Origin of the sequence: Streptomyces sp. G5(2025) (assembly GCF_049542075.1) — a bacterium.
Taxonomy (GTDB): domain Bacteria; phylum Actinomycetota; class Actinomycetes; order Streptomycetales; family Streptomycetaceae; genus Streptomyces.
Genome location: NZ_JBMUZT010000006.1, coordinates 867,196 through 892,951, shown reverse-complemented (window position 1 = coordinate 892,951; position 25,756 = coordinate 867,196). Strand labels below are relative to the sequence as shown.

General features: G+C 71.9%; 22 protein-coding genes and 2 pseudogenes. 9 read left to right on the top strand and 15 right to left on the bottom strand.

The window, feature by feature from the left end; translation table 11 throughout:
* Positions 1–61 precede the first annotated feature (61 nt).
* The 8 genes from ACOBQB_RS14815 to ACOBQB_RS14780 all read right to left on the bottom strand — a co-directional run bounded on the left by ACOBQB_RS14815 (position 62) and on the right by ACOBQB_RS14780 (position 9,737).
* On the bottom strand, positions 62–1,069 hold the full coding sequence (locus tag ACOBQB_RS14815; protein WP_423592127.1) for an N-acetylglucosamine kinase: 1,008 nt from the start codon (positions 1,067–1,069) through the stop codon (positions 62–64).
* On the bottom strand, positions 1,066–1,743 hold the full coding sequence (locus ACOBQB_RS14810; RefSeq protein ID WP_423592126.1) for a uracil-DNA glycosylase: 678 nt from the start codon (positions 1,741–1,743) through the stop codon (positions 1,066–1,068). Before ACOBQB_RS14810 ends, ACOBQB_RS14815 begins: the two co-directional genes overlap by 4 nt.
* Before the next feature lie 33 nt (positions 1,744–1,776).
* Positions 1,777–2,868, bottom strand: a complete 1,092-nt coding sequence (locus tag ACOBQB_RS14805; protein ID WP_423592124.1) for a WD40/YVTN/BNR-like repeat-containing protein — start codon at positions 2,866–2,868, stop codon at positions 1,777–1,779.
* A 140-nt stretch (positions 2,869–3,008) separates the two neighbouring features.
* The gene (gene mmuM / locus ACOBQB_RS14800; protein ID WP_423592122.1) at positions 3,009–3,926 is read right to left on the bottom strand and encodes a homocysteine S-methyltransferase; all 918 of its coding nucleotides are present in this window, start codon (positions 3,924–3,926) and stop codon (positions 3,009–3,011) included.
* Positions 3,923–5,974 (bottom strand): dipeptide ABC transporter ATP-binding protein, encoded by a 2,052-nt coding sequence (locus ACOBQB_RS14795; protein WP_423592120.1) that lies wholly within the window; start codon positions 5,972–5,974, stop codon positions 3,923–3,925. Before ACOBQB_RS14795 ends, mmuM begins: the two co-directional genes overlap by 4 nt.
* Positions 5,975–5,989: 15 nt before the next feature.
* Positions 5,990–6,895, bottom strand: coding sequence for an ABC transporter permease (locus ACOBQB_RS14790; RefSeq protein ID WP_423592119.1), 906 nt, complete (start codon positions 6,893–6,895; stop codon positions 5,990–5,992).
* Complete coding sequence (locus ACOBQB_RS14785; protein ID WP_423592117.1) at positions 6,892–7,851, bottom strand: ABC transporter permease; 960 nt, start codon at positions 7,849–7,851, stop codon at positions 6,892–6,894. Before ACOBQB_RS14785 ends, ACOBQB_RS14790 begins: the two co-directional genes overlap by 4 nt.
* Entirely contained in the window at positions 7,848–9,737 is a 1,890-nt protein-coding gene (locus tag ACOBQB_RS14780; protein ID WP_423592115.1) for a peptide ABC transporter substrate-binding protein, read from the bottom strand. Before ACOBQB_RS14780 ends, ACOBQB_RS14785 begins: the two co-directional genes overlap by 4 nt.
* A gap of 289 nt (positions 9,738–10,026) precedes the next feature.
* On the opposite strand from ACOBQB_RS14780, the gene ACOBQB_RS14775 reads away from it, so the two are divergent.
* The 4 genes from ACOBQB_RS14775 (at position 10,027) to ACOBQB_RS14760 (ending at position 14,225) form a co-directional block, all read left to right on the top strand.
* On the top strand, positions 10,027–11,226 hold the full coding sequence (locus ACOBQB_RS14775; RefSeq protein WP_423592113.1) for an ROK family protein: 1,200 nt from the start codon (positions 10,027–10,029) through the stop codon (positions 11,224–11,226).
* Positions 11,223–12,824: a M81 family metallopeptidase gene (locus tag ACOBQB_RS14770; RefSeq protein ID WP_423592112.1), complete on the top strand. Its 1,602-nt coding sequence runs from the start codon at positions 11,223–11,225 to the stop codon at positions 12,822–12,824. Before ACOBQB_RS14775 ends, ACOBQB_RS14770 begins: the two co-directional genes overlap by 4 nt.
* Before the next feature lie 149 nt (positions 12,825–12,973).
* A complete protein-coding gene (locus ACOBQB_RS14765; protein WP_423592110.1) occupies positions 12,974–13,792 on the top strand; it encodes a transporter substrate-binding domain-containing protein in 819 nt (272 codons plus the stop codon).
* 52 nt (positions 13,793–13,844) lie between these two features.
* On the top strand, positions 13,845–14,225 hold the full coding sequence (locus ACOBQB_RS14760; protein WP_423592108.1) for a DUF6479 family protein: 381 nt from the start codon (positions 13,845–13,847) through the stop codon (positions 14,223–14,225).
* Between the two features lie 2 nt (positions 14,226–14,227).
* Here the strand turns inward: ACOBQB_RS14760 and ACOBQB_RS14755 are convergent, their stop codons facing one another.
* Positions 14,228–14,509, bottom strand: coding sequence for a WhiB family transcriptional regulator (locus ACOBQB_RS14755; RefSeq protein ID WP_423592107.1), 282 nt, complete (start codon positions 14,507–14,509; stop codon positions 14,228–14,230).
* Between the two features lie 126 nt (positions 14,510–14,635).
* Between ACOBQB_RS14755 and ACOBQB_RS14750 the strand changes: the two genes are divergently transcribed.
* The 3 genes from ACOBQB_RS14750 (at position 14,636) to ACOBQB_RS14740 (ending at position 16,862) form a co-directional block, all read left to right on the top strand.
* On the top strand, positions 14,636–15,019 hold the full coding sequence (locus ACOBQB_RS14750) for a VOC family protein (protein WP_423592105.1): 384 nt from the start codon (positions 14,636–14,638) through the stop codon (positions 15,017–15,019).
* 127 nt (positions 15,020–15,146) lie between these two features.
* Positions 15,147–15,866, top strand: a complete 720-nt coding sequence (locus ACOBQB_RS14745; protein WP_423592103.1) for a hypothetical protein — start codon at positions 15,147–15,149, stop codon at positions 15,864–15,866.
* 15 nt (positions 15,867–15,881) lie between these two features.
* Positions 15,882–16,862, top strand: coding sequence for a transporter substrate-binding domain-containing protein (locus ACOBQB_RS14740; RefSeq protein WP_423592101.1), 981 nt, complete (start codon positions 15,882–15,884; stop codon positions 16,860–16,862).
* A 53-nt stretch (positions 16,863–16,915) separates the two neighbouring features.
* On the opposite strand, the gene ACOBQB_RS14735 is transcribed toward ACOBQB_RS14740, so the two are convergent.
* Complete coding sequence (locus tag ACOBQB_RS14735; protein WP_423592099.1) at positions 16,916–17,995, bottom strand: NADH:flavin oxidoreductase/NADH oxidase; 1,080 nt, start codon at positions 17,993–17,995, stop codon at positions 16,916–16,918.
* 240 nt (positions 17,996–18,235) lie between these two features.
* Here ACOBQB_RS14735 and ACOBQB_RS14730 point away from each other — a divergent pair.
* Positions 18,236–18,594, top strand: a pseudogene (locus tag ACOBQB_RS14730) (ArsR/SmtB family transcription factor).
* An 816-nt stretch (positions 18,595–19,410) separates the two neighbouring features.
* On the opposite strand, the pseudogene ACOBQB_RS14725 reads toward ACOBQB_RS14730, so the two are convergent.
* Positions 19,411–20,780 (bottom strand): annotated as a pseudogene (locus tag ACOBQB_RS14725) (FAD-dependent oxidoreductase).
* A 78-nt stretch (positions 20,781–20,858) separates the two neighbouring features.
* The gene (locus tag ACOBQB_RS14720; protein WP_423592097.1) at positions 20,859–21,557 is read right to left on the bottom strand and encodes a DUF305 domain-containing protein; all 699 of its coding nucleotides are present in this window, start codon (positions 21,555–21,557) and stop codon (positions 20,859–20,861) included.
* Between the two features lie 196 nt (positions 21,558–21,753).
* Here ACOBQB_RS14720 and ACOBQB_RS14715 point away from each other — a divergent pair, with 196 nt between their 5' ends.
* A complete protein-coding gene (locus ACOBQB_RS14715; protein WP_423592095.1) occupies positions 21,754–23,265 on the top strand; it encodes an LVIVD repeat-containing protein in 1,512 nt (503 codons plus the stop codon).
* Between the two features lie 19 nt (positions 23,266–23,284).
* On the opposite strand, the gene ACOBQB_RS14710 is transcribed toward ACOBQB_RS14715, so the two are convergent.
* The 3 genes from ACOBQB_RS14710 to ACOBQB_RS14700 all read right to left on the bottom strand — a co-directional run bounded on the left by ACOBQB_RS14710 (position 23,285) and on the right by ACOBQB_RS14700 (position 25,703).
* On the bottom strand, positions 23,285–23,944 hold the full coding sequence (locus ACOBQB_RS14710) for a TetR/AcrR family transcriptional regulator (RefSeq protein WP_423592094.1): 660 nt from the start codon (positions 23,942–23,944) through the stop codon (positions 23,285–23,287).
* Between the two features lie 185 nt (positions 23,945–24,129).
* Positions 24,130–24,825, bottom strand: coding sequence for an HAD family hydrolase (locus tag ACOBQB_RS14705; protein WP_423592092.1), 696 nt, complete (start codon positions 24,823–24,825; stop codon positions 24,130–24,132).
* A gap of 188 nt (positions 24,826–25,013) precedes the next feature.
* Positions 25,014–25,703 carry a phosphatase PAP2 family protein gene (locus tag ACOBQB_RS14700; protein WP_423592091.1) on the bottom strand — a complete coding sequence of 230 codons (690 nt, stop codon included), beginning with the start codon at positions 25,701–25,703 and terminating at the stop codon, positions 25,014–25,016.
* Between the last annotated feature and the right edge of the window lie 53 nt (positions 25,704–25,756).

The following is a 25,756-nucleotide window of genomic DNA, read 5'->3' as shown; positions in this document are numbered from 1 at the left end:
GGTGAGCGGTATAAGTCCGTTTTTGTCTGATGAATTATGCAGAGGTCGACTGTCGCTTTCCTCATGCCCCTCCTGCTCGGCCAGAATGTACGGAGAGCAGGCGCGCGTCCCGAGGCAGCCGCAGCCGGTCCAGGGCGATATCGACCGCTATGCGCAGGGCGCCGTCCAGCGGGTCACCGGCCGCCGGGACCTGTCGCGCCCGCGGCAGTTGGGACGCCAGTTCCTCGCGCAGCGGCGCGAGCAGCGGCTCCCCCAGCTTGAACACTCCGCCGGTGAGGGCCACTTCGCATGCCCCGCCCTCGGGGGAGACGGCCGCCGCGGCTTCCGCGATGTGCCGCGCCGCGCCCCGCAGGATGCCGCCCGCCACCGCGTCGTCCGCCGCGCAGCCCGCCACCTCGGGGGCGAACGACGCGAGGACGGCCGGCCGGTCGGCGCGCGGATAGAGCTGACCCGGCAGCCCCACCACCGGGCCGAACAGCTGCTCCGCGCGCGCGAGCAGCGGCCGCGAACCGCCCCGCCTGCCGTCGTGCGCCCGCATCGCCGCTTCGAGCCCCGCGCGGCCGATCCAGGCGCCGCCGCCGCAGTCCCCGAGCAGATGGCCCCAGCCGTCGGCCCGCCGCCAGGTCGTGCCGTCCGTACCGATCGCGATCAGGCCGGTGCCCGCGGCGACGACCGCGCCCGGCCGCTCCCCGAGCGCGCCCGCGTAGGCCGTCACGGCATCCGCGGCCAGCGCCACCCGCCGTACGCCGAGGGCTTCGCCGAGCGCGGACGGCAGTGCGGCCCGCAGGCCGTCGCCCAGCGTCGCCATCCCCGCGGCCCCGACGGCGACGGCCGTGATGCGTCCGCCGCCCGCCCGCTCCAGCAACTCCCGCGCCATGGGCAGCAGTTGCGCCAGAAAATGCGAGGCGTCGATACCGCCAGGCCCGGTGCGCACCGGCTCCGCGGAGCGCACCGGGCCCCCGGCCGCGGGCGCACTCGGCGCGCCACCGTCCGGCACGGCGAGAGCCGCCCGCAGCCCGGAGCCTCCCGAGTCGACGCCCAGGACGTACGCGGGCTCCGGCTCGGTCACGGCAGCCGCCAGTCCACCGGCTGCGCCCCCTGCTGGACCAGTAGGTCATTGGCCCGGCTGAAGGGGCGCGAGCCGAAGAAACCCCGGTCCGCCGACATGGGGGAGGGATGCGAGGACTCCACCGAAGGCAACTGCCCGAGCAGCGGCCGCAGATTGCGCGCGTCACGCCCCCACAGGATCGACACCAGCGGCTTCCCGCGCGCCGCCAGCGCCCGTATCGCCTGCTCGGTGACCTCTTCCCAGCCCTTGCCGCGGTGCGCGGCGGGCTTGCGCGGGGCCGTGGTGAGCGCTCTGTTGAGGAGCAGGACGCCCTGCCGGGTCCACGGCGTCAGGTCGCCGTTCGACGGCGGGGGCAGCCCCAGGTCGGTGGTCATCTCGCGGTAGATGTTGATGAGGCTGCCGGGCAGCGGCCGCACCTCGGGCGCGACCGAGAACGACAGCCCCACCGCGTGACCGGGCGTGGGATAGGGGTCCTGGCCGACGATCAGGACGCGGACGTCGTCGAAGGGCTGCTGGAACGCGCGCAGCACGTTCGCTCCCGCCGGGAGGTAGGTGCGTCCCGCGGCGATCTCCGCGCGCAGGAACTCCCCCATTCCGGCGATGCGTTCGGCCACCGGTTCCAGGGCCTTGGCCCAGCCGGGTTCGACGATCTCATGCAAGGGTCGTGGTGCCACGGCGTCACCCTACTGCCGTACCGGCGGTGTCGATCAACCGATGGCCGCGGCCCGCACGCACAGCACGTCCGGCAGGTGCGAGGCGAGCAGCCGCCAGCTGTCGCCGTCGTCCGCCGAGGCGTACACCTCGCCGTTGCGGTTGCCGAAGTAGAGGCCCGCCGGGTCGTTGCCGTCGCTGCACATGGCGTCCCGCAGCACCGTGCCGTAGTGATCCCCCTGGGGCAGGCCCGCGCTCAGCGGCTCCCAGCTCGCGCCCGTGTCGGCCGTGCGGTACACGCGGCAGCGGCGGCCCGCCGGGACGCGGTCGCTGTCCGCCTCGATCGGGAAGACGTACGCCGTGCCGCCGCGGTGCGGGTGGGCGACCACGGCGAAACCGAAGTCGGAGGGCAGGCCGCCGCCGATGTCCGTCCAGTGCGCTCCCGCGTCGTCGCTGCGGTACACACCCCAGTGGTTCTGGAGATACAGCCGGTCCGGGTCGGCCGCGTCCCGCGCGACCTTGTGCACGCACTGCCCGAACTCGGGGTCGGGCTCCGGCAGGAACACCGCCGAGACCCCGCTGTTCGAAGGGGCCCAGCTCTCGCCGCCGTCCAGTGTGCGGAACACCCCCGCCGTGGACACCGCGACCGTCACCGCCCGGGCGTCACGGGCGTCGGTCAGGATGGTGTGCAGTCCCTCGCCGCCACCGCCCGGCACCCACTTGGAACGCGTGGGGTGCTCCCAGAGCGGACGGACCAGGGCGAAGCTCTCGCCGCGGTCCTCCGAGCGGTACAGCGCGGCCGGCTCCGTGCCCGCGAACACCACGTCCGGCTCCGCGGCCGACGGGTGCAGCTGCCACACCCGCTCCAGTGACGCCCCGGTGTCCTTGGGGAACTTCACTGCGGGCTTTGACGGCTCCGTCCACGACTGGCCCAGGTCGTCGGAGTGGAAGACGGACGGGCTCCAGTGCGCGCTGTCGCCGCCGACGAGCAGGCGGGGCGCCGGACCCCGTGTGTCGATCGCGACGGAGTACACCGCCTGGGCGTTGAAGTACGGGCTGCCGTCGAACTCCCAGGTGCCGGCGCCGTCACGCCTGCGGCCGATGAACAGGCCTTTGCGGGTGCCTACGGTCAGAAGTACATCGGCCATGACGGCCACCTCCGGACGTCGTTGTCTCAGGTATCCGTCAGTCTGCACCCCGCCACTGACAGTCACCCTCCGGCGCGACGTTTCCGCAGGTGAACCCCGTGTCTCCGCCCGCAGGCCGGGTCTCGGCTCTTTCGCCGGGCTCAGACGTCCCGGCCCGCGGGCCGGTCCGGCGCCGACAGCTCCGAGGCGACCCGCGCGATCACCTCCGGTCCCACCCGGCAGCAGCCGCCGACCAGCCGCGCCCCCGCCGCCCGCCAGCCGGTCACCTGGGCGGCCGTGAACCGCGCGGGACCGCGCCACGCCCGCGCCTCGGCGTCCCACTCCTCACCGCTGTTGGGATAGACGACCACCGGCTTGCCGGTGACCCGCGCGGCCGCCGCCACCGCCGCCACCGCGTCCCGCGGATCGCAGCAGTTCACGCCGACCGCGATCACCTCGTCCACATCGGCGGCGAGAGCGAACGCCTCGTCGAGCGGCTGACCCGCGCGCGTGCGGTCCCCCGCGACGCTGTACGACAGCCACGCCGGAACGCCGAGACCGCGCACCGCGCGCAGCAGCGCCCGCGCCTCGTCGGTGTCGGGGACCGTCTCCAGGGCGAGGACGTCCGGCCGCGCCGCGGCGAGGGTCTCCAGACGAGGCCGGTGGAAACGCTCCAGCTCGGCCACGGAGAGCCCGTACCGGCCCCGGTACTCCGAGCCGTCGGCGAGCATCGCGCCGTACGGCCCCGCCGACGCGGCCACCCACACCTCGCGGCCAAGACCGTCACCCGCGCGCCGCGCCAAGTCCACGCTCAGGCGCAGCAGCTCCGAGGTGTGGCGCGCGTCGATGCCGTGCCGTGCGAACCCCTCGTACGTCGCCTGGTAGCTCGCGGTGATGGCGACGTCGGCGCCCGCCTCGTAGTACGCGCGATGGGCGGCCTCGATCGCGTCGGGCCGGTCGGCGAGCAGACGCGCCGACCACAGGGCGTCGCGCAGGTCGTGCCCGGCGGCCTCCAGCTGGTTGGAGAGGCCGCCGTCCAGCACGAGCGGGCGGTGGGCGAGGGCATCGGCGAATCTCACCTCGCCGACGCTAGCCGAGGCGCGGCCAACGGGAAGTGACAGGCCACCTGGTGTCCCGCACCGTTCGGGGTGCTCACCGGCGGCTCCGTCGTGGCGCAGACGTCCTGGGCCAGCGGGCACCGGGCGCGGAAGCGGCAGCCGGACGGGGGTTTCGCGGCGGAGGGAGTCTCGCCCTTGAGCGGCGCGCGTTCGGCGGTGGAGAGGGCCCCCGGGTCGGCCAGGTTCACCGTCTCCAGCAGCCCTCGCGTGTAAGGGTGCAGTGGCTGGGCGTACACCTTTTCCGCCGGTCCCGCCTCCACCAGCTTGCCGAGGTACATCACACCCACCGTGTCCGCCAGGTGCCGCACCACGGCCAGGTCGTGCGAGATGAACAGATACGTCAGGCCGCGCTCGCGCTGGAGCTCCCGCATCAGGTTCAGGATCTGCGCCTGCACCGACACGTCCAGCGCGGAGACCGGCTCGTCGGCGACGACCAGGTCGGGGGAGAGCGTCAACGCCCGTGCCAGGCCGAGGCGTTGGCGCTGTCCTCCGGAGAACTCGTGCGGGTAGCGGTGGACCGCGCCGCGCGGCAGGCCGACGGCGTCGAGGAGCCCGGCGACCCGCCCCTCCTGCTCGGCGCGGCTGCCGACGCCCTGGATGACCAGGGGCTCCCGCAGGATGTCGGCCACCCGCATGCGCGGATCCATCGCGGCGGTGGAGTCCTGGAACATCAGCTGGACGCGACGCCGGTGCGCGCGCCGCTCGGACCGTGACATCCGGGACGGATCGACGCCCTCGAAGCGCACCGCCCCGGCGGTCGGCTCCTCCAGTCCCGCGACGATCCGCCCGAGCGTGGTCTTGCCGCAGCCGGACTCGCCGACCATGCCGAACGTCTCGCCCCTGCGGATGGTGAGGGACACTCCGCCGACCGCGCTGACCGTGCCGCGACCGCGCGAGAACGGCCCGCCCTTGAGCGGGAACTCCTTGGTGAGCGCGTCGAGTTCGAGGAGTACGTCACCGGGGGCGGCGGCCGGGGGCGCGGGCGGCGGGCTCACCACCTCGTCCTCGGACGCGGCCCCGTCCGGCACCGGGTGGAGGCACGCGAAGCGGTGCTCTGCGCCCCGCCTCTCGTCGTCGGCGAGCGGCGGCTCCGCGCTGCGGCACTCGTCCGTGGCGAAGGCGCAGCGCGGCGCGAACCGGCAGCCCGTGGGCCGCGTCGCGAGGTTCGGCGGCAGGCCGGGGATGGTGTGCAGCTCCGTTCCGGCCGCGGCCGCGCGTTCGGGCAGCGCGGCGAACAGGGCCTCTGTGTAGCGGTGGCGCGGGCGGGCGAAGAGGTCCCCTACACCGGACTGTTCGACGACCTTTCCCGCGTACATCACCGCGACCCGGTCGACGCGGTGGGCGATGACGCCCAGGTCGTGGGTGACGAGGATCATCGCCATGCCGAGGCGGGCACGCAGGTCGTCGACGAGTTCCAGGATCTGGTGCTGGGTGGTGACGTCCAGGGCGGTGGTCGGCTCGTCCGCGATGAGCAGTCTCGGCTCGCAGACCAGGGCCATGGCGATCGCCACGCGCTGGCGCATGCCGCCCGAGAGCTGGTGCGGGTAGGCCGTCATGCGCTCGGCGGGCTGCTCCATGCCGACCAGGCGGAGCATCTCCTCGGCGCGGGCCCGGGCCTCCTTGCGGCCGATGCCCGGGCGGTGCAGGAGCAGCGGCTCGGCGACCTGCGCGCCGATGGTCATCGTCGGGTTGAGGGAGGTCAGCGGGGACTGGAAGACCATGCCGATGGTGTTGCCGCGTACGTTTTGAAGCACGGGCGCGGCGGCGGTGGCGAGGTCGTGGCCGTCGAACAGGACGCGTCCGCCTGCGATCTCGCCGCCCGGCGGCAGCAGGCCCAGCACGCCGAGCGCGGTCATGGTCTTGCCGCAGCCGGACTCGCCGACGATACCCAGGGCCTCGCCGGGGGCGAGGGTCAGGGAGACGCCGTCGAGGGCGTGGACGGTGCGGTCCCGGGAGGCGATGTCGACGCGCAGGCCGTCGAGGGTGAGGAGGGGCTCGGTGGTGGTCATCTGTGGGTCTTCCTCTCAGCTCCGCAGCCGGACTTCGAACGCGTCCCGCAGCCCGTCGCCGATGAAGTTGAACGCGGCGACGACCAGCACGATCGCGACGCCCGGCGGGAAGATCAGCCACCAGTAGCCGTTCTGGGTGTAGGTGATGCCGGCGGACAGCATGGAGCCCCAGTCGGCCGAGGGCGGTGGGATGCTCAGGCCGAGGAACGCGAGGTAGCTGACGTAGAGGATGGCGTCGGCGATCTGGAACGTGCAGTTGACGATGACCGTGCCGATGGCGTTCGGCACGATGTGCCGGAAGACGGCCCGGGTGCCGCCGCCGCCCATCATTCGCATGGCCTGGACGTACTCGCGGTCGCGCAGCGACAGGGCCTCGCCGCGCACCAGGCGGGCGGGGGAGAGCCAGGCGACCGCCGCGATGATCACGACGAGGACGCCCTTGCTGGGCGTGATGATCGCGGCGACCACGACGAGCAGGAACATCGCGGGGATGGCGAGCGCCGCGTCCGTGACCCGCATCATCACCGCGTCGACCCAGCCGCCGAAGTACCCGGAGACCGCGCCGTAGACGGTGCCGAAGAGCGTGGCGAGCAGGCCTGCCGCCAGGCCGATCTCCAGCGAGGTCCGGCCCGCCACCATCAGGCGGCCGACCATGTCGTAGCCGAGGTCGGTGGTGCCGAGGAGGTGGCCGGGGCTGCCGGGCGGGAGGTTCGCCCGCGACAGGTCGGTGTGGACCTGGTCGGTGGGGTGCAGGAGCGGGCCGAGGTAGCTGAAGGCGAGCAGCAGGGCGAGGATCACCACGCCCGTCAGGGCGAGCTTGTTGCCGGTGAAGACCCGCAGGGTGCGGCGGGCGAGGGAGGGCGTGGCCCGCGCCGCCTCTTCCTGGCCGGGGGCGACGACAGGGGCAGCGGTGGTACTCATGCCACGCTCCGTATCCGGGGGTCGAGGACGGCGTACAGGATGTCGGTGAGCAGGGAACCGACGACGGTGGCGACGCCGAGGACGAGGGTCACGCCGAGGAGTACGGGGAAGTCGGAGCCCTGTGCCGCGTTCCAGAACAGCAGCCCCATGCCGGGGTAGTTGAACATCGACTCGACGACGAGGGCGCCGCTGAACAGCGTCGGCAGGTAGAGGCCGAGAAGGGTCACGAGCGGGATGAGCGCGTTGCGCAGGACGTGCCGGACCATGACGCGGCGGCTCGACTGCCCCTTGGCCATCGCGGTGCGGACGTATTCCTCGGTGAGGTTGTCGAGGACCGCCGAGCGCATGTAACGGCTGAACATCGCGATGACGCCGAAGGCCAGGGTGACCACGGGCAGGACCAACCCGGTGAAGTCGCCGAGGAGTTCACCGATCGTCTCGCTCTGTGGCGCCTCCGCCGGGAAGAGAGGCATGACCTGCGCGAACAGGATGATCATGATGAGGCCGAGGAGGAACACCGGCGTCGCGTACAGCAGGAAGGCGAGGCCTGTCAGCGCGTAGTCCGATGCCTTGCCGCGCCGCACGGCCTGGAGCAGGCCGAGCGGGACGGCGATGGCGACGGCGAGCGCGGTGGACAGGACGGTCAGGAGCAGGGTCTTCGGCAGGCGCTGTTTCAGTAGGTCCAGGACGGGCGAGTTGAGCTTGAAGGACTCGCCGAGGTCGCCGGTGAGCAGCCGCTTCAGGTACATCGCGTACTGCGTCGGCAGGGAACGGTCGTACCCCTGCCGGTGGTTGAAGTGCTCGATCTGCTGCGGCGTGCCCTTGGGGCCGAGGATGGCGCGGGCCGGGCCGCCCGGCAGGAGGTGCAGGAGCACGAAGACGATGACCGACACCAGGAAGAGGACGACGATCGCCTGAAGGAAGCGCTTGACCAGGAAACCGGTGAGGCCGGTCACTTCGCGGCTCCCCTCTTCTCGACGTGGTTCGTGTCGTCTTTCGTGACGTCTTTCTTGACGTCTTTCTTGACGTAGTACCAGTGCTGCGGCGCGAAGGTGACCGTCGGGTTCTGTTCGACGCCGCGCAGGTCGTTGCGGATGACCGAGACCTGGTACGCCGGATTGGGCATCCACATCACCGGAAGCTGCTCGGCCAGGTACTCGCCGTACTCGTGCACGGCCTTCATGTCGGGGGAGTACTGCACCGCCCGGATGACACGGTCGGCCTTCTTGTCGCTGTAGTTGCCGAAGTTGGCGGCGGCCCCGGTGGAGAAGAGCTGCTCGCCGCTGGGGTTGAGGGGGTAGTACCAGCTGCCGGCGGTGCCGAAGAACGACATGTCCCAGTCACAGCCGGGGTCCTTCGCCGTGCAGGGCACGGAGTTGCCGAGGACCGAGTTCAGCGGCTGCTGGCGCACGGTCAGGTCGATGCCGGCCTTGGACAGGGACGACTTGAGCTCCTGCATCATGTTCGTCGTCTCGGTGGAGCCGGACTGGGAGAGCAGGGTCAGTTCGAGCGGGGTGTCCTCCGCGATGCCCTTGCCGCACTGGCGCTCGCCGGTTCCGGGGCGTACGCAGCGGGCGGTGCCGTCCTCGACGCGCCAGCCGCGCGCGGCCAGGAGGCGCCGCGCCTTGTCGACGTCGTACGGGTAGCGGTTCTTCTCCATGGCCTCGGAGAGGTACTGGCTCTTCGGTGTCACGGGCACGGGGCCGAGTGTCGGCGTCGCGCTGCCCTGCCAGATGACGTCGCTCATCGCCTTCTGGTCGACGAGGTGCTGCATGGCCCGGCGGATGTAGAGCTGGTCCATCAGCGGGCCGCCGCGCGTGGAGTTGAAGTTGTAGACGATGTACGTCGCCGCCCAGCCCTCCCAGGGGTCGACGCGGTAGCCCTTGGCCTCGAACCTCTCCTTCTGCGCCATCACCGACGGCGGGATGTAGCCGTAGTCGACGCCGCCCGAGCGCAGCACGTTGTACTCGGAGTCGGCCGTCGTGAAGGGCTTGAAGACCACCTTGTCCAGGTGCGGGCGCTCGGACGCCGGGCCGGTGAACTCCTCGTTCGGCACGATGGCGACCTGCCCGCTGTCGCGCCAACCGGCCAGCTTCCATGGGCCGTTGACCGTCTTCCAGAGCGGGTCGCAGGCGTACGAACCGAGGCTCTTCGCATGCTTCGTGAGCCGGGCGAAGACCGCCTTGGCGCCCTTCGGCGTGCGGTCCCAGTCACCGATCTCACCGCCGTCGGTCTTCGCGTCCCAGGCGTGCTGGGGGAGGGCCCGCATGAGGGTGAGCTGGTTGGCGGTGAACCAGTCCGGGTTGTAGGCACGGGTCAGGTGGAGCCGCACGGTGTGGTCGTCGAGCGTCTCGAACCGCTTGACGTTGTCCGGCATGGCACCGACCGAATAGGAGGCCCACTCGGCCTTGTCGGCCTTGACGAGGCGGAACCAGAACTCCAGGTCACGGGCGGTGACCGGCGTGCCGTCGGACCACGTCACGCCTTCGCGCAGCGGCACTGTCACGGTCTTGTTGCCGTCGCTGTACCTCGGCTCAAGACCCAGTGTGCCGGGCCCGTGCGTCGTCAGCTCGCCCTTCTCCTTGTCCTGCACGGCGTCGTAGACCGGCGTGAACAGCAGGGACTGGATGCCGTAGTTGTACGAGCCGCCGTAACCGGGCGGCCCGATCGGGAAGATCCAGTTGGGCGTGGCGGCCGGCGGGAGCGCCATCGTCGCCGTGCCGCCTTGGACCGGAGTGCCGCCGGTGGGGCCCATGTCGATGCGGCCGCCGTCGCGGGTGCAGCCGGTGAGGGCGGCCGCGAGGACGAGCAGGGCTGCCGCCGCGGACCTGAGTGAGCGCATGGCGATGGGCCTCCAAGGGGGACGGGGCCGGCCTCCGTGCCGGAGAACGACGGGACGGCGCCCGAACGCTAGGCCGCGCCGGAAAAGCAAGTCAATAGCTTGCTTCGGCAAGAACGGGAAAACCCGTTGGGGGTGGCGGACTTGGTTCGGTGAGTCCTAGTGTTCGGGTGGACGTCAAAGGAACATCCCGAAGTAACATCGCTGCCTAACATCGCGAAACGTCGCGAACGCACAAGGCGAGAGAACAGTGCGGGGCAGCCCGTACGACAGGTGAGCAACTGGGGGCGGCATGGCCGGAACACCACTCGGCGAACCAGGATCGGCACAGCACATCGTCCACCTGGTCTCCTCGGGGGCGGCCTCCTCACGGGCCGACCTCGTACGCGAACTGGGCCTCGCCGCCTCGACGGTCTCCCTGCGGGTGCAGGAACTCGTCGACGCGGGGCTCCTCACCGAGTCCGGCGAGGGCGCCTCCCGCGGCGGCCGCAGGCCGAGGCTGCTGCGGGTCGCCTCGCACGGAGGCGTGGCGGTCGCCGCCGACCTCGGCAGCCACCACGCGCGGCTCGGCGTCGTCGACCTCGGCGGCACCGTCAGCGACGCCGTCGACCTGCCGCACGACATCACCGCGGGCCCCGAGTCCGCCGTCGACTGGCTCTGCGGCCAGGTCGACCGGCTGGTCGCCCGCCAGCGCGATCAGGGCCGTACGGTGCGGGCGCTCGGCGTCGCCTTCCCCGGGCCCGTGCAGCCCGGCACGGGCCGCGTCCTGAGCCCGTCGCGCATGCCAGGCTGGCACCGCTACGCCCTGCGCGACGTGCTCGCCGAACGCCTCGGCTTTCCCGTCACCGTCGACAACGACGCCACGATGATGGCCGTCGGCGAGCACCGCGTCGCCCGCCCCGAACTCGACCACCTCGTCGTCGTCAAGGCCGGGCGCGGCATCGGCAGCGGTGTCGTCTCCGCCGGGCGCCCGCACGACGGCGCCAACGGCAGCGCCGGCGACATCAGCCACGTCCGCGTCGACGCCGCGGGCGACCGCCCGTGCAGCTGCGGCAACATCGGCTGTCTGGAGACCGTGGCCAGCGGCGCCGCCCTCATCCGTGAACTCGCCCTCCAGGGCGTCGAGGTGAGGGACACCAGCGACCTGCTGCGCCTCGTCGCGGACGGCGACCCGCGGGCCACCACCCTCGTGCGCACCGCGGGGCGGCACATCGGCACCGTCCTGTCCGTCGTCGTCAACTTCTTCAACCCGCAGGCCGTGGTGCTCGGTGGCGTCCTCGCGACCGCCGAGCCCCTGGTCGCCGCCGTGCGGGGCGTGCTCTACGAGCGGTGCCTGCCCCTTGCCACGGCCGACCTGGAGATCACCACGACGGTCACGGGCGTTGACGCGGGCCTGCTCGGCGCGGGCCTCACCGCGCTGCGCAAGCACCTGCCGACCACTCCGGTGGCCCTCCCCGCCCCGGCCCCCCAGCAAGAGAGCGCACCCGCATGACGCCCACCACTGCCAACCGCCGCCGCCTGCGCATCGGCATCGGCGGCATCGGCATCGAGTCCTCCACGTTCTGCCCGCACCGCTCCACCACGGACGACTTCCGGCAGACCCGCGGCCAGGACCTCCTCGACCGCTACACATGGACGCGCGCGGACGCCGACCTCACCGACCTCGCCGCCACCGTCGAATGGGTGCCGCTGCTCCACGCGACCGCGCTGCCCGGCGGCCCGGTGGAGGCACAGTCGTACCTGACCCTCAAGGACGAATTCGTCACGCGCATACGGAACGCGGGCCCCCTCGACGGCCTCGTCCACGACATCCACGGCGCGATGAGCGTCGTCGGCCTCACCGACGCCGAGGCCGACCTCACCGAAGCGGTCCGCGCGGCCCTCGACTCCGTCGGCACCCCGGACGGCACCGGACGCCCCATGATCTCCGCCGCCATGGACCTGCACGGCAACGTCTCCCGCCGGTTCGCCGAACCCGTCGACCTGCTCACCGCCCACCGCCTCGCCCCGCACGAGGACGCCTGGGAGACCCGCGAGCGCGCCGCCCGCAACCTCGTGCGCTGCCTCCTCGGCGGCACGCGCCCGCACCGCGCCTGGGTCCAGGTGCCGGTGCTTCTTCCCGGCGAGAAGACCAGCACCCGCCTGGAACCCGCCAAGTCCCTCTACGCCTCCCTCGCCGACATCGAGCGGCTGCCCGGCATCCTCGACGCCGCGCTGTGGGTCGGCTACGCCTGGGCCGACGAACCCCGCTGCCAGGCCGCCGTCGTCGTCACCGGAGACGACGCCGAACTCGCCGCCACCGAGGCCGGGAAACTCGCCCGCCGCTACTGGGACGCGCGCCGCGACTTCGTCTTCGTCGGCCCGACGGGCACCGCCGAGGAGTGCGTGGCGCGGGCGGTGGCCTCGGACAAGCGGCCCTTCCTGATCAGTGACTCCGGCGACAACCCGACGGCGGGCGGCGCGGGAGACCTCGCGTACATGCTCGGCAAGCTGCTCGCACACGACGCGATCCGCTCCGGCGAGGTCACCGCGCTCCACCCCGGCATCACCGACCCGGCCGCCGTCGCCCGCTGCTTCGAGGCGGGCGTGGGCGCGGAAGTGACGCTCAGCGTCGGCGGCAAGGTCGACCCGCACCACGGCGGACCGTACGAACTCATCGGCACCGTCGTCGCGTTGCAGTGCGCCACCGACCGGAAGGACCGCGCCGAGGGCGGCGCGTACGACCGCGGGGTCGACATGGCGGCCGTCCGCACCGGCGGCCTCACCGTGATCCTCGTCGAACGCCGCAAGCCGTTCCACACCCTGGCCGACTTCATGGGCCCCGCGGAGGGCGGCCTCGGCATCGACCCGCGTACGTACGACATCGTCGCCGTGAAGATCGGCTACCTGGAACCGGAGCTGTACGACATGGCGGCCGACTGGCTGCTCGCCCTCACCCCCGGCGGCGTCGACCAGGACCTGCCGCGCCTCGGGCACCACCGGGTGGCACGGCCGCTCTACCCCTTCGACGAGGACGCGTACGACACAGGTGCGACCGGAGGTGAGGGGCCGGACCTGACGCCCGTCGTAATGGCGCCGCTCGCTGGGTGAGAAGGGTGAGAGGGGGGAACAGCCGCGGAACCGGGCCTGGTCTGCGAAGGTGATCCCTTCGAAACCGCCCGCCCGCCCGCCCGACTACCTACCTACCTACGTACCTACCTGCCCGCCCGCTTGCCTGCCCGCAGCGCAAAGGAGCCCCCGTGAAGCGTGCCGCCACCCTGTCCGCCCTCATCTGTCTGCTGGCCGTCACCGCCGCCGCGCCCGCGTCCCCCGACGCGGGCGCGCGACCGGAACGCCTCCACCCGGGCAGCCTCCTGGACGCCGTGCCGAAGAAGGGCGTCCTGAAGGTCTGCACGACCGGCGACTACGCGCCCTTCACGAAGCTGGACCCCGCAGGCAAGACATACAGAGGTGTGGACATCGAGATGGCGCGCGACCTCGCCAAAAGCCTCGACGCGAAGCCGAAGTTCACCGCGACGACGTGGGCGAACCTCACCAGAAATGTCGCCGCGCGCCGCTGCGACATCGGGGTCGGCGGCGTCTCGATCACGCTGCCGCGCGCCCGCCAGGTCTCCTTCAGCGAACCGACGCGCGAGGACGGCAAGACGCCGATCGTGCGCTGCGCGGACAAGGACAGGTTCGGCGCGGGCACGCTGAAGGACATCGACAAGGCGGGCGTGCGGGTCGTCGTCAACCCCGGTGGCACGAACGAGGAGTTCGCCAGGGCGCACATCAAGCACGCGACGATCAGGCTCCACCCGGAGAACACCACGATCTTCCAGGAGATCATCGACGGGCGGGCGGACGTCATGATGACGGACGCGAGCGAGACGCTCTACCAGTCGAAGATCCACCCCGAACTCTGCGCCCTCCACCCCGGCAAGCCCTTCACGTTCTCGGAGAAGGCGTACGCGATGCCGCGCGGCGACGAGGAGTTCAAGGAGTACGTCGACCAGTTCGTGCACCTCGCGAAGCACGACGGGACGTACGCGGAGTACGAGGACGAGTGGATGAGGTGAGCCTCGGCGGGCCCCCAGGCATCCGCCGCCCGGCCGCGGGTACCCGGCGCCCATGACTGGTTCCAAGACCGACCTCGGCGTGGAACACCTGGCCGCGTCCCCGCCCCTCGGCGGACTCCTGCCGTTCCTGGCGGGGCTGTGCATCGCCGCCCTGCTCGTCTGGGCGGTGTGGTTCGGGGTGCGCGTCCGCAACCGCGAGCAGGTGCCGCCCCGGCCCGAGGACCAGCCGCGCCCACCGGCCGGCGGCCCCGTCGGCCACCTGGAGGAGAACCGTGAGCCGGACGAAGTCCCCCGGAACGGCGGGCGGCTGACCCCGCACGAGCTGAAGGGCATGGGCAACGCCGCGTCCAAGCGCGGTGACGACCAGCGGCGCAGGCGCTGGACGCCGGGCAGCGGCGGCGCCTTCGGCAGCGGCGGCGACGGCAAGCGGTGAGGTCAGCGTGGCTGTGCGTCGGCCGCGGTGCCCGCGGCGGCGCGCTGTCCGGCCCCGCGTGTCTCCCCGCGCAGGGCCGCCCGTTCCTCCTCGCAGGTGCCGCCCCACACGCCGGCCGTCTGACCGGTCCTGAGCGCCCACGCCAGGCACTGGCCGCTCACCGGACAGCGGGCGCAGACGCGCTTGGCGGCGGCGAGATCCCTCAACGCGGGCCCTGTCGTGCCGACGGGAAAGAAGAGGTCAGGGTCCTCGTCGACGCAGGCAGCCCTCTGCAACCAGTCCATGGTCGCCCGGGTGCCCAGGGAACCGGAACGAAAACCGCCGGGTAGCCCGCGCCACGCGCCCCCGGCCCGCCGAGTGGCCCTCCGCGCACCCCGTTTGACGAGGGCGGCACGGGGGACCCGGACAGCATGACCGTCCACAAGAACGCCGTGCTCGTACTGGACTGTTCGGAACCCGAGGCCCTGGCCGAGTTCTACGCCGGACTCCTCGGCGCGGAGGTCCGGTTGAGCAAGGACCCCGACTACGTGGAGATCACCAACGACGCCGGGGTCTGCCTCGCCGTGCACAGGGAGCGCGACTACATCCCGCCGAGCTGGCCCCGCCCGGAGGACTCGCAGCAGGCGCACCTGAGGATCATGGTCGCCCGGCACGACATGGACGAGGCGGAGCGCGAGGCGGTCGGCCTGGGGGCACGCCCGGTGGACACCAAGAACAACCACGGTCCGCGCGACACGCGTACCTACTCCGACCCGGCGGGCCACTCCTTCACACTGGCGGCCATCCCCGAGTAACGAACCCGCCCTGAACTCATGCGAGTTGATGTCCTCCAGTTGATGTTCTTCAGCTGATGTCCTTCGCGTAACTCTCTGTGGCATCCTTGCCCTCCACACGCACCACTCGCGCGGGGGGAGGCGCCACTTGGCCGCGGAGTCGAAACCCGTCCGCCCGGGCGCCGGGGCCGCCCGTCCCGAGGCCGGCGCAGACGCCGATACCGGAACGGACACCGGAGCCCCGGACACCGAGGGCAGGCGCTACTTCTCGGTGCTGTTCATCGTGCACATGGTGCTGATGCTGACCCTCGTCGGTGTCGCGGTCGCCATCTTGAGCATCGGTGACTCGGCGACCGCGCTGACGTTCGCGGGCGGCGGCTTCATCGCGTATGTCTCCGCCATGACGCTCTACGCACGTCGGGACGAGCGGCAGGAGGTCACGCAGCACCTGCTGGCCTTCCTCGCCGCGTTCCTCGTCGTCGCGCTCGTCGGGGGCGCCGCGTGGTGGTTCCTCGCGGCCCGGCCCGAGAACGTGTCGGGCGACGCGCGTCTGAAGGGGGACACGATCGGCGCCGACGCCACGGTGCGGCTCGTGGTGGACGCCGAGCCGGGCGACAACGACCGGCTGAGGCTGACGTTCACGGCTCGGGACAGCGTGGCCGGCGCGTCGCCCTGCCTGCGCATGGGCAAGCTGAGGTTCCTGGGGGGCGACATCGAGGCCAAGGCCCCCGTCGGCCTGGAGGAGACGCTCACCACCACCCTCGCGCTCGACGACCCCGGTCCCGAGGTCGCGGTCGACCTCCAACTCGTCGGCAGCGCGGACTGCCGGGTCGAGCTCACGCTGGAGAAGGCGGAGTACCGCCGGTAGCCCAAGGAGAGTGCCATGCCCCGCAGAGAGCCAAGCCTCCGCCTCGTCACCGCCGCGTGCGTGCTCGCCCTCTCCCTGGCCAGCGCGTGCGGCGGCGGGTCCGACGGCGGGGGCGGTACGGGCGGCGCGTCGCCGTCCCGCTCCGACGGCTCGCGAGGCTCACGCGAGGGCGCGCAGCCGTCGCTGTTCGACAAGGAGACGCTGAACATCGCGGTGAAGAAGGGGCAGCCCGGCTTCAGCACGCGCAGCGAGGAGGAGGACGACTTCGCCGGATTCGAGGCGCAGTTGGTGCAGTTCCTCGGCACCGACCTCGACTTCCGGGCGGCGGACTGGGACGTGCAGTCCCGCAACCGCGAGAAGGTGCTGCGCGAGCGGAGCATGGACCTGGTGGTCGCCACGTACTCCATCACCGCGCCGCGCGACAAGAAGGTCGACTTCACCGCCCCCTATCTCAAGACTTACCAGGGCGTTCTGGTGCGCGACGACGAGAACCGGATCAAGCGGCTGGCGGACGTCGACGGCAAGGGGGTGTGCAGCGTGCGCGGCTCCACCGGCGACCCCGAGAGCGAGACGGACGAGAAGGCGAAGAAGGCGGTCCGTGACGCGCTGGGGTCCAGCGTGGAGGTCGGGCTCCGCAACAGCTACAAGACCTGTGTCAGGGAGCTGATCAAGGGGAATTTCGAGGTCGTCTGGACGGACAAGATCATTCTTGAGGGCTTCGCGCAGGACCCGCGGTACGCCGACGACGTCAAGGTCGTACGGAACATCACGGTGAAGAAGCTCCAGTTCTACGGCATCGGCCTGCGCGAGGGCCACACGGAGGACTGCCGCAAGCTGAACGACGCCCTGAAGCGCTTCCTCGACACCCAGTGGACGCTGGCCTTCCAGGCGCACTTCCGCAGCATCACCGAACGCGTCGCCGGCTACGAGCAGCAGTACAAGCCCACCGAGGACGAGTTCGAGGCGCTCGCGGAGACGTCGTGCGGGGGCCAGTAGGCGAGCGCGGCGCGTGGCGTGGCGTGGTTACTGGCCCCCGACGGTACGGGCGTTCAGACGGACCGGTGGTACTGCTCCGGCACGTGCACGTCGGCTCCCAGCTCGCGTCCCGCGCGCCGTGCCCACGACGGGTCCCGCAGCAGCTCCCGGCCCAACAGGACGGCGTCCGCCTCGCCGTTGGCGACGATCTTCTCGGCCTGCTCCACCTCGGTGATCAGGCCGACGGCCGCGACCGGCAGCTCCGTCTCGGCCTTCACCCGCGCGGCGAACGGCACCTGGTAGCCGGGCCCGACGGGGATGCGGACGCCCGCCGCGTTGCCGCCCGTGGACACGTCGAGCAGGTCGATGCCGTGCTCCTTGAGCTCGGCGGCGAAACGGATGGTGTCGTCGGCCGTCCAGCCCGCCCCGTCCAGCCAGTCGGTGGCCGATATGCGGAAGAACAGCGGCTTGTCCTCGGGCCACACGGCGCGCATGGCGTCGACCACTTCGAGGGCGAAGCGCGTGCGGTTCTCGTACGAACCGCCGTACGCGTCGGTGCGCTTGTTGCTGTGCGGGGAGAGGAACTCGCCGATCAGGTAGCCGTGCGCGCCGTGGATCTCGGCGACCTCGAAGCCGGCGTCCACCGCGCGCCGCGCGGCGTCGGCGAACTGGCCGACGATCCCGTGGATCTGCTCGACGGACAGCTCGACCGGCGTGGCGTGGCGCTCGTCGAAGGCGACGGGGCTGGGCGCGACGCTCTGCCAGCCGTACTCCTCCGGTCCCACGGGTGCGCCGCCCTGCCACGGGCGGCCGGTGGAGGCCTTCCGCCCGGCGTGCCCGATCTGGATGCCGGGGACGGTGCCCTGGCTCTTGAGGAACGCCGTCGTCCGGCGGAACGCCTCTACCTGGGTGTCGTTCCAGATGCCCAGGTCATAAGGGCTGATGCGGCCCTCGGGACTGACGGCGGTGGCCTCGACGATGATCAGGCCCGTGCCGCCGGTGGCCCGCGCCGCGTAGTGCGCGAAGTGCCAGTCCTGCGGGACGCCCGCTTGGGGGCCCTCCGGCGGCGCCGAGTACTGGCACATCGGGGGCATCCAGACCCGGTTCGGGATCGTCAGCGATCGCAGGGTGTACGGCTCGAACAGCGCGCTCACGGCGGACTCCATTCCTCGCGGCTGGTGTGCTGCTCGTACGGTAGTCCTCGTAGTACGGTGAAAGTCAAACTACGGTGGTTCTCGTACAATGGCGCGGGAGAACGCTGGTGCGCGAAGCGACACCAAACGAACCGCCTGAGCTGAATGAATGGATGAACCGGTCGAACCGGTCGAACCGGTCGAACCGGTCGAACCGGTCGAACCGGTCGAACCGGTCGAACCGCACGAAGGGGAGCCGTCATGACGACCGCCACCGCGAGCGGCAGGACACTCGCCCACCCGAGCCGGCCGACATCCGGCTTGAGGCGGTGCTGCACGCCCTCGCCGACCCCATGCGGATGCGGGTGGTCCGGGACCTCGCCCGGGAGGAGGGCGCCGAGCTCTCCTGTTCGCACTTCGGCCTGCCCGTCACCAAGTCGACGAGCACGCACCACTTCCGGGTTCTGCGCGAGAGCGGTGTGATCCGGCAGATCTACCGCGGCACGGCCAAGCTGAGCGCGCTGCGCCGCGACGACCTGGACACGCTCTTCCCCGGCCTCCTCGACACCATCCTCACCGCCGCCACCCACGAGGCGGAACGGCTCGGCGCCGACGCCTGAGGTGGAGGCGGGGCCCGCGCTCGGGGGTGCCGGCCGCGGTGGCTTGTTGAGGCTCGGCCGGCCGCCGACGCCTGACGTGGCGGTGGCCCGCGTCTTCGGATGGTTGCCGCAGTGGCCTGTCGGGGATCGGCTTGGCCTCGGCGCCTGAACCTGGCGGCGGGCCGTGTTCTGCGACGCTTGCCGCCGTGGCCCTGCCGACGGAGCGGCTCGTGCCGGTGCCTGGTCCGGCGGCGGGCCCATGCTGCTGCTCGGGTGCCTTGTGGTGCGTGTGTCCGCGCACCTTGTGGTGCGTGTCCGCGCACCTTGTGGTGCGTGTTCGCGCACCTTGTGGTGCGTGTTCGCGCACCTTGTGGTGCGTGTTCGCGCACCGTGTGGTGCGTGTTCGCGCACCGTGTGGTGCGTGTTCGCGCACCGTGTGGTGCGTGTTCGCGCACCGTGTGGTGCGTGTTCGCGCACCGTGTGGTGCGTGTTCGCGCACCGTGTGGTGCGTGCTCCCGCACCGTGTGGTGCGTGCTCCCGCACCGTGTGGTGCGTGCCGCTGTGGTCCGCTGCGGGGCCGGCTTGGTGGCGGTGTCTGTCCTGGCGGCGGCTCCGTGCCTTGCGGTGTGTGCCGCCGTGGCCCGGCGGGTGGCGGCTCCTTGCCGGCGTCTGGCTCCGTCGTGAGCTGCGATACGGCTCTCGGCCGTGCCGCTCAGCCCCATCGCCCGTCAGCTGGAACGGCTCGGTAAGCCCGCACCCGCGCCCGGCCGCCTCGATGCCGGCCCGCGTTGCCCCGCGCCGCCCGCCTGCTTGGGCCCGGCCGGCCGTCGGCTCGCGCTACTGCTGCCCCGTGCCCTGCGCCGCGCGCCGTAGCCCCGGCCAGTCAGGGATCTTCACCACGCCGCGGCCGAGTGAACGCCCCAGTTCCGCCTCCGCGCGTTCGATCGCCAGCCATCCCGGCCACTCCACCGGCCGCAGGCCCGCCGCGCGCAGCCCGGTCAGAGGGTCCTCCGGCAGGGACTTCCGTACGAGGTCGGGGGCGTCGTCGAGCAGTGACTGGACCGTCTCCTTGGCGCACGGGCGGTTCGTGCCGATGACGCCGGTCGGGCCGCGCTTGATCCACCCGGCCACGTACTCTCCCGGTGACGGCGCCCCGTCGCGCAGCACCCGCCCGGCCGCGTGCGGCACCGTACCGCGCTCCGAGTCGAACGGCAGCCCTTCGAGCGGCACCCCGCGGTAGCCGACGGAGCGCAGGACCAGCTGGGCCGGGATGTCCTCGTACCGCCCCGAACCCGCGACCCCGCCCCGGCCGTCCGGCAGCGTGCGCTCGAACCGCGCCCCGGCGACGCGGCCCGTGGCCCCCGCCGTCAGGGTGACCGGACGCAGGAAGAACCGCAGCCGGATCCGCCGGGGCTGTCCCGCGCGGGACGCTCGGCCCAGCCGCGCAGCACCTCGACGTTGCGACGGCTCGCGGCGGGCAGGCCCGACGGGTCGAGGTACGCGGGGTCGAGCGCCAACTCCGCCGGGTCCACGAGGACTTCCGTGTCCGGGAGTGAGCCGAGCTCCCGCAGCTCCTTGGTGGTGAACCGGGCCTGCGAGGGCCCGCGCCGCCCCACCATGTGCACCTCGCGCACCCGGCTCCCCGCGAGGACGCCGAGCGCGGCGTCCGGCATGTCGGTGGGCAGCAGTTCCGCGACGCCCCGCGCCAGGATGCGGGCGACGTCCACCGCGACGTTGCCCACGCCGATGACGACGGCCGACTCCACGCCCCGTACGAAACCGTCCTGTTCGAAACCGTCCGTCAGTATGTCGGGATGCGCGCTGTACCAGGAGACGAACTCGGTCGCCGAGTGGCTGCCCGGCAGCTCCTCGCCCGGCACGCCGAGCCTGCGGTCCGCCGCCGCGCCGACGCAGTAGACCACCGCGTGGTACAGGCCGAGGAGCCGGGCCGGCGGCAGCACGCCGGGGCCGATCTCGACGCCCCCCAGGAAGCGCACGCGATCGTGTTCCAGGACCGTGCGCAGGTTGGACTGGAGGGACTTGATCTTCTCGTGGTCCGGCGCGACGCCGTAGCGCACGAGGCCGTACGGGCACGGGAGCCGGTCGAGCACATCGACCCGCACCTCCGGCACCCGGTCCTGCTCGACGAGGGACTGCGCGGCGTACACCCCGCTGGGGCCCGAACCGACGACGGCGACGTGCAGCACGGTGGTGCTCCCTCCGCGAGGTGACCCCGACGGTTTCAGGATCGCACCCGCGGTGCCCGCGGGGGAACCGGCGGGCACTCAGTCCATCTGCCGCATCCGGCTGATCTCGCTCGTCTGCTGCGCCACGACGTCGTTCGCCATCTCCTCGACCTGGAGGTTGTTGCCCTCGGCCAGAGCGTCCGTGGCCATCGTGACGGCCCCGCTGTGATGCGTGATCATCAGCTTCAGGAAGAGCTGGTCGAACGCCTTGCCCTTCGCCGCCCGCAACTGCTTGAGCTGCGCCTCGGTGGCCATCCCCGGCATCGTCGCGTGGTCGTGGTCGTCGCCGTGACCGCGTCCGTGCCCGTGCCCGTGCTCCGCACCCTCGCGCGGCCCGCCATGGCTCTTCAGCCAGCGCTTCATGGCGCCGATCTCCGGCCCCTGCGCGGCGCTGATACGGGACGCGAGGCGCTTCACCTTCCCCGACGCGGCCCGCTTCGGGGCGAGTTCGGTCATCGTCAGCGCCTGGCCGTGGTGCGCGATCATCATCTGCGTGTAGGTGAAGTCGGCCGCGTTGGGAGTGTCGTCGTCGACTCTCCTCTCCGCCGCCTCCTTCGCCGACATGGTTTCCGCGGCCTCGCCCGGCTTGCCGGGGGCGATCACGGAGGGGCCGGGCGGCGCCTCGCGCCCGGCACCGGACCGCGGGCCGCCGCCTGCGCCGGAGTCACAGGCGCCGAGCGCGAGCACGGCGGTCGTCACGAGCGCGGTGAGGGTGTACGTACGACGCTTGAGCAGCACAGCGGCCTCCTGCGGCGCGGGGGCGGGTCGGGGTCCGTATCAGCGGATCGGGGTCCGTATCAGTTCGAGGGCGAGCACCGGTCACCGGACACTTTCGTGACGAGCGCGCCGCCCCCTGTTGATATGTGCATGATGAGCACGATACTGCGGGTGTCCGTGAACCGTTCGACTTTGAACGGCGACAAGGGAGGACGCAGTGATCCTGTTGAACAGATCCCGAACTCGGCGCAGACGCCTGGCCGTCGGCGCCGCGGCGGCCGGACTCCTCGCCGCGCTGCTCACCGCGGCGCCCGCGGGGGCCACACCCGACCCCGGTGACGCACCCGCCGCCCCGAAGAGCGTCTCCAAGAGCGACGCCGCGAAAGCACGGAAGGCCATCGAGCGCGGCGAGATACCGGCGCCGGACGAGGTGGTCCACTCGGCCAACATCGAACACGTCGCCAACATCCCCAAGGACGCCCTGCCCGGCACGAACACCGACATCGCCTTCCAGGGGAAGTACGCGTTCGCGGGCAACTACGACGGCTTCCGCGTCTTCGACATCAGCAGGCCGGAGAAGCCGAGGACGGTCTCGCAGGTCCTGTGCCCGGGCGGGCAGAACGACATCTCCGTCTCGGGGAACCTGCTCTTCCTGTCCACCGACTCCTCGCGCAGCGACAACTCCTGCAACAGCACCTCGCAGCCCGCGACGGAGAAGTCCTCCTGGGAGGGCATGAAGATCTTCGACATCAGCGACAAGGCGAACCCCAGGTACGTCTCGGCCGTCGAGACCGCCTGCGGCTCCCACACGCACACGCTGGTGCCGGAGCGGCGCGACGTCTACGTGTACGTCTCCTCGTACTCCCCGAGCGCGAGCTTCCCGGACTGCCAGCCGCCGCACGACGGGATCTCGATCATCAAGGTGCCGCGCAAGGCCCCGGAGAAGGCCGCGGTCATCGACTTCCCCGTGCTCTTCCCCGGTGAGGGCCCCGACGGCGGCGGCAACCCGGGCGGGCCCACCAACCCGGGCGTCTCCAAGACCACCGGCTGCCACGACATCACCGTGCTGCCCTCCAGGGATCTCGCCGCGGGCGCGTGCATGGGCGACGGCATCCTCTTCTCCATCGAGGACCCGGAGAACCCGAGGATCATCGACCAGGTGCAGGACAACGAGAACTTCGCCTTCTGGCACTCGGCGACCTTCAACCAGAAGGCCGACAAGGTCGTCTTCACCGACGAGCTGGGCGGCGGCTCCGGCGCCACCTGCGACGAGGCCACCGGTCCGGAACGCGGCGCCAACGGCATCTACGACATCAAGGGCAAGGGCGACAAGCGCAAGCTCGTCTTCAAGAGCTACTTCAAGATCCCGCGCCACCAGGCCACCACCGAGAACTGCGTGGCCCACAACGGCTCGCTGATCCCTGTCAAGGGCAAGGACCTCATGGTCCAGGCCTGGTACCAGGGCGGCGTCTCCGTCTGGGACTTCACCGACTCGACCAGGCCCAAGGAGATCGGGTACTTCGAGCGCGGCCCGCACACCACCGACAAGATCACGACGGCCGGCTCGTGGTCGGCGTACTACTACAACGGCCGGGTCTACTCCAACGACATCGCGAAGGGGCTCGACGTCCTGAAGATCAATGACAAGCGGACGCACCCCGCGCACCGCGTCCACTTGAGCGAACTGAACGTCCAGACGCAGCCCGACTACTTCGACCGACGCGACTAACGGGAGTGCACCGACGCGACTAGGAGGTCCGCGGCAGGCGGAACGACAGCGTCGACGGCGTCCCGTCGGGCGGCATGCCGCTCGGCGGGACGCCCAGCTTCCAGTCCAGGCCGTACCGCTCGAACAGCTCCGCCCGCAGCGTCGCCTGCGGCATCGGCGCACCCGGGATGAGCAGGGCGAAGACCGCGCCCATCAGGAGCGCGCGCAGCAGCGGGTAATCCGTGTCCACCTCGCCCGATCCGTACCGCGCCACGGTGTCGCGCAGTAGTTCGGCGAGGCGCTGTTGCTCCGGGCACTGCACGAAGCCCTCCGCCTGGAGGATGCCCGCCATATGCGTGCGCATGAGCAGTGGTTGGTCGCGGGCCAGGCCCAGGATCGCGTCGATGGCCCGCGCCAGCCGCTCCGCACCGGCCTCGTTCCCGGCGGGGCTCGGCTCCCGCTCCAGGGCGGCTGCCAGGGTGCGGTGCATCAGCCGGTGCACGGCCGACTGGAGGAGCTGACGCTTGCCGGGGAAGTAGTACGAGACCAGGCCGCGGGCCGCGCCGGCCCGGTCGGCGATGTCGCCGAGGGTCGTGGCCTCGTAACCGCGCTCGGCCACCAACTCCACTGTGGCTTGCAGCAGTCGCTCGCGAGAACGCCTGCGCAGCTCTTCATTGACCGATGGGCTACGCGGGGACATTCTGTAACTCCTGCGTTGACTGGCTCCGAGCCAATATACTCAGAGGGGCCTGTGACGGGGCCTTCATACGGTCCCGTACGGGCCGGGCCGGCCTGGGGCAGGCAACACCGCGGGGGAGTGTTGCCTGCTCACAGGTGGTCCTGCGGCTTCCCGAGGCCTTCTCCTTCGCACGCCGGGCGGGCGCTTCACCCGACGAGGCCGAGCACCGACCGCAGCGCGTCCGGGCGCTGTTCGCCCGGCAGGTGGTCGACGAAGTGCACGGCGCATCCCAGGCCGGCCGCGCCGCCGTCGGCCCGCCGGTCGTCGCCCACCATCAGGGCGTCGCGGGGATCGGTCCCGAGCGCCTCCAGGGCCAGCGCGAACAGGCGCGGGTCGGGCTTCTGGATGCCGTGTTCGTACGACAGGACGTACGTGTCGACGTACGGGCCGAGGCCGTGGGCGCGGAAGACGGGCCGCAGGTCCCACCCGATGTTGCTGACCACCCCGACCTTGGCGCCCCGCTCGCACAGCCCGGCGAGCACCTGTGCCGCGTCGCCGTAGGGACGCCACGCCTGCGGGGTCATGTGCCGTGCGTACAGCGCGTCGTACAGCCGTGGATCGGGCAGGGGCACCTCGCGGGCCAGCCCCGTGTACGTGGCGCGGTGCAGCTCGGCGGAGCGGTCACGGACCGCCCACAGCTCGGCGAGGTGCGCGGGCACGGCCACCGGCGAAGCGCCGCCGGGCAGCGCTCCCGCCCGCTCCAGGGCGGCGGCGGCCCGCGCCGACTCCCCGTCGCCTAGCGGCACTTCGAGGTCGTCGAGCACGGCGCGCAGCCAGGCCTCGGTGGGTTCGACGCGGAACAGCGTTCCGGAGAAATCGAAGAGGACGCCCTTGACCGTCATGCGCAGGATCCTCCGGGAGCGGCCGACGGGCGGTCAAGTTCCCCTGGGGGTACGGAGGCGGCGAGGTGGCCTGAACGTGCGGGAAGGGCAACGACGTGTGCGTGTCCACGCCCACCGGATCGGCCCGATCGGCCGGATCGGCCGGGTCTCCGCGATGGCACGCGGCCGGCGACCGCTCGCGCCGGGAGTCACACCGCCCCCCGCCCCGCCCGGCCGCCGGGCCCGCGCGTATACGTCAGGACGGCCAGCGCCACCGTCAGCGCGCCGAGCAGCCAGCCGCCGAGGACGTCCGTGGGCCAGTGCACGCCGAGCCAGACGCGGGTCAGGCCCACGCCCGCCACGGACAGCACCGCGAGGGCCACGGCCACGCGCCACGGCGCCCGGCCCACGCCGTACAGCCGCATCAGCCACAGCAGCAGGCCGCAGACGACCGCCGCCGTCATCGCGTGGCCCGAGGGGAACGCCGCGTAGTGCGCGGAGTCCACCGGGTCCGACCACACCGGGCGGGGCCGGTCCACCGCCGCCTTCAGCGACTGCTGCACCGCCGACGCCAGCAAGCAGGTCCCCGCGAGCCAGAGCGCCAGCCGCCGGGCGCCGCGCACGGCGAGCCAGATCACCACCACCGCACACAGCGCGCGCATCGTCCAGGGATCCCACACCCAGTCGGTGAGGACGCGGCTCGCCCGGGTGACGCCCGGATCGGCCACCGCCCAGCGGTGCGTGGTGCGCGCGATGCCCTCGTCCAGTGCGATCAGCGGGCCCCACTCCAGCCCCACCAGAAGGAGAAGCAGCACGGAGGGCACGCCGAACAGGACGGCGGCGAGCGCCGCACGGTGGGCGGCCGGTCGGGTCGGGGAGTCCAGTGGTGCGGGGTACATGAAGCGATCCTCGCTGACGGAGTGGGCCTTAGGCCATCCCGGGGTGGCGCGGC